This is a genomic window from Stenotrophomonas sp. TWI819, assembly GCF_039673075.1.
Classification (GTDB): Bacteria; Pseudomonadota; Gammaproteobacteria; order Xanthomonadales; family Xanthomonadaceae; genus Stenotrophomonas; species Stenotrophomonas rhizophila_B.
On record NZ_JBDJKY010000026.1, the window covers coordinates 1 to 8,218 of the forward strand.

The following is an 8,218-nucleotide window of genomic DNA, read 5'->3' on the forward strand; positions in this document are numbered from 1 at the left end:
GCGCAGCTCCGAACGACGAGTCCAAGTTTGGCATGCATAAGACTAAGAAAAAAAGACGAATTCCTCTCACCTTGGGGCTGGGAGGTGAGCGGTCATGGGCGGGGGGGGGCCCCCCCCCCCCCCCCCCCCGCCACATCTGAACCGACAGCCCCATCGACAAGATTTCCTCCTTTCGGAGAAACACCATGAAAGACTTGCTCAACCTCTTCAACCAGCAGCGTCAGACGCTGGACTTCGACGCGATCAAGATCGCGCTGGCCTCGCCGGACCTGATCCGTTCGTGGTCCTTCGGCGAAGTGAAGAAGCCGGAAACCATCAACTACCGTACGTTCAAGCCGGAACGTGACGGCCTGTTCTGCGCCGCCATCTTCGGACCGGTCAAGGACTACGAGTGCCTGTGCGGCAAGTACAAGCGCATGAAGCACCGCGGCGTTGTCTGCGAAAAGTGCGGCACCGAAGTCACCCTGGCAAAGGTGCGCCGCGAGCGCATGGGTCACATCGACCTGGCCTCGCCGGTCGCGCACATCTGGTTCCTCAAGTCGCTGCCCTCGCGCATCGGCCTGATGCTGGACATGACCCTGCGTGACATCGAACGCGTGCTGTACTTCGAAGCGTATGTGGTGACCGAGCCGGGCCTGACCGCCCTGGAGCGCCGCCAGCTGCTGACCGAAGAGCAGTACCTGCAGGCCCGCCAGGAACATGGCGACGACTTCGATGCCGCCATGGGCGCCGAGGCCGTGTACGAACTGCTGCGCACCATTGACCTGCAGTCGGAGATGATCCGCCTGCGCGAAGAAATCGCTAGCACCGGTTCGGAAACCAAGCTCAAGCGACTGACCAAGCGCATCAAGCTGGTCGAGGCCTTCCTCGAGTCGGGCAACCGTCCGGAGTGGATGGTCATGACCGTGCTGCCGGTGCTGCCGCCGGACCTGCGTCCGCTGGTGCCGCTGGACGGTGGCCGCTTCGCGACCTCCGATCTGAACGACCTGTACCGCCGCGTCATCAACCGTAACAACCGCCTGCGCCGCCTGCTCGAGCTGAACGCGCCGGACATCATCGTGCGCAATGAAAAGCGCATGCTGCAGGAATCGGTCGATGCGCTGCTGGACAACGGCCGTCGCGGCCGTGCCATCACCGGCACCAACAAGCGCCCGCTCAAGTCGCTGGCCGACATGATCAAGGGCAAGCAGGGTCGCTTCCGTCAGAACCTGCTGGGCAAGCGCGTGGACTACTCGGGCCGTTCGGTCATCGTGGTCGGTCCGTACCTGCGCCTGCACCAGTGCGGCCTGCCGAAGAAGATGGCGCTGGAGCTGTTCAAGCCGTTCGTCTTCGCCAAGCTGCAGCGTCGTGGCCTGGCCACCACCATCAAGGCCGCCAAGAAGCTGGTCGAGCGCGAAGAAGCCGAAGTCTGGGACATCCTGGAAGAGGTCATCCGCGAACATCCGGTGATGCTGAACCGTGCGCCGACCCTGCACCGTCTGGGCATCCAGGCGTTCGAGCCGGTCCTGATCGAAGGCAAGGCCATCCAGCTGCATCCGCTGGTCTGCACCGCGTTCAACGCCGACTTCGACGGTGACCAGATGGCCGTCCACGTGCCGCTCTCGCTGGAAGCCCAGCTGGAAGCGCGTGCGCTGATGATGTCCACCAACAACATCCTGTCGCCGGCCAACGGCGAGCCGATCATCGTGCCGTCGCAGGACGTCGTGCTGGGTCTGTACTACATGACCCGCTCGCTGGTGAACAAGAAGGGCGAGGGCATGGCCTTCGCCAACATCGCCGAAGTCAAGCGCGCCTACGACAACCGCGTGGTGGAACTGCACGCACGCGTCAAGGTCCGCATCACCGAAGTGGTGACCGACGAGGAAGGCAACAAGCAGAACAAGACCTCGATCGTGGACACCACGATCGGTCGCGCCCTGCTGGCTGAAATCCTGCCGGAAGGCCTGCCGTTCGCGCTGGCCAACACCGAGCTGACCAAGAAGAACATCAGCCGCCTGATCAACTCCAGCTACCGTCAGCTGGGCTTGAAGGACACGGTCGTGTTCGCCGATAAGCTGATGTACACCGGCTTCGCCTACGCAACCCGCGCTGGCGTGTCGATCGGCATCGACGACATGCTGATTCCGGACGAGAAGCGCGGCATCCTCACCGAGGCCGAAGCCGAAGTGCTGGAAATCCAGGAACAGTACCAGTCGGGCCTGGTCACCGCCGGCGAGCGCTACAACAAGGTGGTCGACATCTGGTCGCGCACCAACGAACGCATCGCCAAGGCGATGATGGACACCATCGGTACCGAGAAGGTGGTCAATGCCGAAGGCGAGACCATCGACCAGAAGTCGATGAACTCGCTGTACATCATGGCCGACTCCGGTGCCCGTGGTTCGCAGGCGCAGATCCGTCAGCTGGCCGGTATGCGTGGCCTGATGGCGCGACCGGATGGCTCGATCATCGAAACGCCCATCAAGGCGAACTTCCGTGAAGGCCTGAACGTGCAGGAGTACTTCAACTCCACCCACGGTGCCCGTAAGGGTCTGGCCGATACCGCGCTGAAGACGGCGAACTCGGGTTACCTGACCCGTCGTCTGGTCGACGTGGCGCAGGACGTGGTCATCACCGAGGTGGATTGCGGTACCACCGAAGGCCTGACCATGACCCCGATCGTGGAAGGCGGCGACGTCGTGGAGCCGTTGAAGGACCGCGTGCTGGGTCGTGTCGTGGCCGAGGACGTGTTCCTGCCGGGCAACGACGAAGATCCGATCGTGACCCGCAACACCCTGCTCGACGAGCAGTGGGTGGCCAAGCTGGAAGACGCCTCGGTGCAGTCGGTCAAGGTCCGTTCGACCATCAGCTGCGCCTCGCCGTTCGGCGTCTGCGCACACTGCTACGGTCGCGATCTGGCCCGCGGCCACATCGTCAACATCGGCGAAGCGGTCGGCGTCATCGCTGCGCAGTCGATCGGTGAGCCGGGTACCCAGCTGACCATGCGTACGTTCCACATCGGTGGTGCGGCGTCGCGAGCTGCTGCGGTCGACAACATCACCGTCAAGACCACCGGTTCGGTGAAGTTCAACAACCTGAAGTCGGTCGAGCACGCCAGCGGTTCGCTGGTGGCGGTCTCGCGTTCGGGCGAAATGTCGGTGCTCGATGCCCACGGCCGTGAGCGTGAGCGTTACAAGCTGCCGTACGGCGCGACCATCACCTCCAAGGACGGTGATGCGGTCAAGGCTGGCCAGACCGTGGCCAACTGGGACCCGCATAACCACCCGATCGTGTCCGAAGTGGCTGGTTTCATCCGCTTCATCGACTTCATCGACGGCGTCACCGTCATCGAGAAGACCGACGAACTGACCGGCCTGGCGTCGCGTGAAATCACCGATCCGAAGCGTCGTGGTTCGCAGGCGAAGGACCTGCGCCCGATCGTGCGTATCGTGGACAAGAACGGCAACGATCTGACCATTCCGAACACGGATCTGCCGGCGCAGTACCTGCTGCCGCCGCGCTCGATCGTCAACCTGCAGGACGGCGCCGCCGTCGGCGTGGGTGACGTGGTCGCCAAGATCCCGCAGGAAGCGTCCAAGACCCGTGACATCACCGGTGGTCTGCCGCGCGTCGCCGATCTGTTCGAGGCACGCAAGCCGAAGGATCCGGCGATCCTGGCCGAGCGCTCGGGCATCATCAGCTTCGGTAAGGACACCAAGGGCAAGCAGCGCCTGATCATCAAGGACACCGATGGTTCGGAACACGAAGAGCTGATTCCGAAGTACCGCCAGGTCATCGTGTTCGAAGGTGAGCATGTGACCAAGGGTGAAACCGTCGTGGACGGCGAGCCGAGCCCGCAGGACATCCTGCGTCTGCTGGGTGTCGAGCCGCTGGCGGCTTACCTGGTCAAGGAAATCCAGGACGTGTACCGCCTGCAGGGCGTGAAGATCAACGACAAGCACATCGAGGTGATCACCCGCCAGATGCTGCGCAAGGTCGAGATCACCGATCAGGGCACCAGCAAGTTCCTGAATGGCGAGCAGGCCGAGCGCCAGCGCGTCATCGAGGAAAATGCCCGCCTGGCCACCCGCAACGAGCTGCCGGCCCGTTTCGATCCGGTCCTGCTGGGTATCACCAAGGCGTCGCTGGCGACCGAGTCGTTCATCTCGGCGGCCTCGTTCCAGGAAACCACCCGCGTGCTGACCGAAGCGGCTGTCCGCGGCACCTCGGACAACCTGCGCGGCCTGAAGGAAAACGTCATCGTCGGCCGTCTGATTCCGGCCGGTACGGGCCTGGCGTACCACGCCAACCGTCGTCGCAACGCCTCCGGGCTGACCGACTCGGAAATGCAGACCCTGTCCGGCAGCACGCCGGCGGTGGCTGAGGTGGCTGCTGTTGCCGCCGTGGCCGTCGAGCCGACCGACGCCGAGCAGGCGCCGGGCAGCGACGAGTAATACGCAGGCCCGGCTCCGGCCGGGCCCGCGGCAGGGCAGGGTGCCGACTCCGGTCGGCCCCTTCCCGGCAAAATCGACGGCACCGGCCACTGGTGGGATGCCTGTCGATGAGGTAGGATGCCCGCCGGTCTTTCAAAGGACCGGCTTGACAACCTGAACGGGGGGCATGGAAAAGGCTCCCCTGTAACGGCCCGGGATCAGGGCTGGCTTGGCGCGTGCGCATTTGACTGCGTTTTCGCCGGGTTGCTACAATCGTCTGTCTCAGCAGGCCGGTCTTTCGCCTGCTCGCACATTTCCGCATTCATGGCCAGTCTTTTCATTGGCCTCTCTCAGAAGAACATACTGATGGCGACGATCAATCAGCTTGTCCGCAAGCCGCGGCAGGCAACCACTTATAAGAGTGCCTCCCCGGCCCTCGATAAGTGCCCCCAGCGCCGTGGTGTCTGCACGCGCGTGTACACCACCACTCCGAAGAAGCCGAACTCGGCGCTTCGCAAGGTTGCCAAGGTTCGCCTGACCAACCAGGAAGAAGTGATTAGCTACATCGGCGGCGAAGGCCACAACCTGCAGGAGCACTCCGTGGTCCTCATCCGTGGCGGTCGCGTCAAGGATCTGCCGGGTGTGCGTTACCACACCGTGCGTGGCTCGCTGGACGCCTCCGGCGTTGCCAAGCGTCGCCAGGGCCGTTCCAAGTACGGCGCCAAGCGTCCGAAGAGCTAAGGGAAAGTACACATGTCTCGTAAAGGTAATACGCCGCAGCGCTCTGTCCTGCCGGATCCGAAGCACGGAAGTGAAACCATCGCTCGTTTCATCAATATGGTGATGCTGAGCGGCAAGAAGTCGGTCGCTGAAAAGATCGTCTACGGTGCCATGGACGTGATCGGCGAAAAGAACCCGAATTCCGTCGAGCTGGTTCAGAAGGCTCTGGAAAACGTGGCTCCGTCGGTCGAAGTCAAGTCCCGCCGTGTCGGTGGTGCCACCTACCAGGTGCCGGTCGAAGTGCGTTCGTCGCGCAAGATGGCGCTGGCCATGCGTTGGCTGATCGACTCGGCGCGTAAGCGTGGTGAGAACACCATGCCGAAGAAGCTGGCTGCCGAACTGCTGGACGCCTCGGAAAATCGTGGTGGCGCTATCAAGAAGCGCGAAGAAACCCACCGCATGGCCGAAGCCAACAAGGCCTTCGCGCACTACCGCTGGTGAGTTTGACGGCCTTGCAAAACAGGCACGGCAGCACCATCTAGGTGCTGCCCCGCGGCACCTGGGGTGCCGCGCCAATCCGAAGGCCGCCGAAAGGCGGCGTTCGGCCATCCGAATTCCAAGAAATTGAGAGGCTCCCGTGGCCCGCACCACTCCCATCGAGCGTTACCGCAATTTCGGCATCATGGCCCACATCGATGCCGGCAAGACCACCACGTCCGAGCGCATCCTGTTCTACACCGGCAAGAGCCACAAGATCGGTGAAGTGCATGACGGCGCTGCCACCATGGACTGGATGGAGCAGGAGCAGGAGCGTGGCATCACGATCCAGTCCGCTGCCACCACCGCGTTCTGGAAGGGCATGGACAAGTCCCTGCCGGAGCACCGCTTCAACATCATCGACACCCCCGGACACGTCGACTTCACCATCGAAGTGGAGCGCTCGCTGCGCGTGCTCGATGGCGCCGTCTTCGTGCTGTGTGCCGTCGGTGGCGTGCAGCCGCAGTCGGAAACCGTGTGGCGCCAGGCCAACCGGTACAAGGTGCCGCGCATCGCGTTCGTCAACAAGATGGACCGCACCGGCGCGAACTTCACCAAGGTCGTTGGCCAGCTGAAGGCCAAGCTGGGTGCCGTTGCCGTCCCGATGCAGCTGCCGATCGGCGCCGAAGAAAACTTCAAGGGCGTGGTCGACCTCATCAAGATGAAGGCCATCCATTGGGATGAAGCCTCGCAGGGCATGAAGTTCGAGTACCTGGAGGTCCCGGCGGACATGCAGGCGGAGGCCGAAGAGGCCCGCACCTACATGATCGAAGCTGCCGCTGAAGCCAGCGAAGAGCTGATGGAAAAGTACCTGGGCGGCGAAGAGCTGACCGAGGCCGAGATCGTCGAAGCCCTGCGCGTGCGCACCCTGGCCACCGACATCGTGCCGATGTACTGCGGCTCGGCGTTCAAGAACAAGGGCGTGCAGGCCATGCTGGACGGCGTGGTGCAGCTGCTGCCGTCGCCGATCGACGTGCCGGACGTGACCGGTACCGATGTGGACGACGAAAGCATCGCCCTGAGCCGCAAGTCGGATGACAAGGCGCCGTTCTCGGCGCTGGCCTTCAAGATCATCACCGATCCGTTCGTCGGCGCGCTGACCTTCTTCCGTGTCTACTCGGGCACCCTCAATGCCGGCGACCAGCTGCTGAACTCGGTCAAGGGCAAGAAGGAGCGCATCGGCCGCATCCTGCAGATGCATTCCAACGATCGCGAAGAGATCAAGGAAGTGCTGGCCGGTGACATCGCCGCGGCCGTGGGTCTGAAGGACACCACCACCGGCGACACCCTGTGCTCGCAGGACCATCCGATCATCCTGGAGCGCATGGTGTTCCCGGAGCCGGTCATCTCGATGGCCGTCGAACCGAAGACCAAGTCCGACCAGGAAAAGATGGGTCTGGCCCTTGGCCGTCTGGCCCAGGAAGATCCGTCGTTCCGCGTCAAGACCGACGAAGAATCCGGCCAGACCATCATCTCGGGCATGGGCGAGCTGCACCTGGACATCATCGTGGATCGCATGAAGCGCGAGTTCAACGTTGAAGCCAACGTCGGCAAGCCGCAGGTTGCGTACCGCGAAACCATCCAGATGGCGGACGTGAAGTCGGACTACAAGCACGCCAAGCAGTCCGGTGGTAAGGGTCAGTACGGTCACGTCGTGATCGAGCTGTCGCCGATCACCGCTGAAGATCGTGCCGACCCGAAGATCGGACCGCTGATCAAGGACGACTTCCTGTTCATCAACGACATCACCGGTGGCGTGATTCCGAAGGAATTCATTCCGTCGATCGAAAAGGGTCTGCGCGAAACCATCACCAGCGGTCCGCTGGCGGGCTTCCCGGTCGTGGACGTCAAGGTCAAGCTGGTCTTCGGCTCGTACCATGACGTCGACTCCTCGGAAATGGCGTTCAAGCTGGCCTCCTCGATGGCCTTCAAGCAGGGCTTCTCCAAGGCCAAGCCGGTCCTGCTGGAGCCGATCATGAAGGTCGAGATCGTGACCCCGAGCGACTATCAGGGTGACGTGATGGGCGACGTCAGCCGTCGTCGCGGCATGCTGCAGGGTTCGAGCGTGACCGGTGACGGTTCGGCTGAAATCATCAATGCGATGATTCCGCTGGGCGAAATGTTCGGCTACGCCACCTCGCTGCGTTCGCAGACCCAGGGTCGCGCAACCTTCACGATGGAATTCGACCATTACGAGCCGGCTCCGTCGAACATCGCTGAAACCGTGATCAAGAAGTCCTGAGCGTAAGCTCAGGCCTTCACCTCCTTATTTCTGACATCCAAGGTATACAACAATGGCAAAGGGTAAGTTCGAGCGCACCAAGCCGCACGTCAACGTCGGCACCATCGGTCACGTCGATCACGGCAAGACCACGCTGACCGCTGCACTGACCAAGATCGGTGCCGAGCGCTTCGGTGGCGAGTTCAAGGATTACTCCTCGATCGACGCCGCGCCGGAAGAAAAGGCACGTGGCATCACGATCTCGACCGCACACGTCGAATACGAATCCACCGAACGTCATTACGCCCACGTCGATTGCCCGGGCCAT

Annotated in this window: 5 protein-coding genes; all 5 read left to right on the top strand. The window is 62.7% G+C overall.

Annotated features, from left to right (window positions below; translation table 11 throughout):
* Positions 1–185 precede the first annotated feature (185 nt).
* Positions 186–4,433 (top strand): DNA-directed RNA polymerase subunit beta', encoded by a 4,248-nt coding sequence (gene rpoC / locus ABE463_RS18550; RefSeq protein WP_259262185.1) that lies wholly within the window; start codon positions 186–188, stop codon positions 4,431–4,433.
* A 345-nt stretch (positions 4,434–4,778) separates the two neighbouring features.
* On the top strand, positions 4,779–5,153 hold the full coding sequence (gene rpsL, locus ABE463_RS18555) for a 30S ribosomal protein S12 (RefSeq protein WP_017356008.1): 375 nt from the start codon (positions 4,779–4,781) through the stop codon (positions 5,151–5,153).
* 12 nt (positions 5,154–5,165) lie between these two features.
* A complete protein-coding gene (gene rpsG / locus ABE463_RS18560; protein WP_019186122.1) occupies positions 5,166–5,633 on the top strand; it encodes a 30S ribosomal protein S7 in 468 nt (155 codons plus the stop codon).
* 136 nt (positions 5,634–5,769) lie between these two features.
* Positions 5,770–7,911, top strand: coding sequence for an elongation factor G (gene fusA / locus ABE463_RS18565; RefSeq protein ID WP_346469139.1), 2,142 nt, complete (start codon positions 5,770–5,772; stop codon positions 7,909–7,911).
* Between the two features lie 52 nt (positions 7,912–7,963).
* The coding region (locus ABE463_RS18570; RefSeq protein WP_346464516.1) for a GTP-binding protein at positions 7,964–8,218 on the top strand (255 nt) is incomplete at its 3' end.

Bases quoted from the DNA above. Each gene is read 5' to 3' on its own strand.
- rpoC (WP_259262185.1), top strand. From the start codon at position 186: ATGAAAGACTTGCTCAACCTCTTCAACCAGCAGCGTCAGACGCTGGAC.
- rpsL (WP_017356008.1), top strand. From the start codon at position 4,779: ATGGCGACGATCAATCAGCTTGTCCGCAAGCCGCGGCAGGCAACCACT.
- rpsG (WP_019186122.1), top strand. From the start codon at position 5,166: ATGTCTCGTAAAGGTAATACGCCGCAGCGCTCTGTCCTGCCGGATCCG.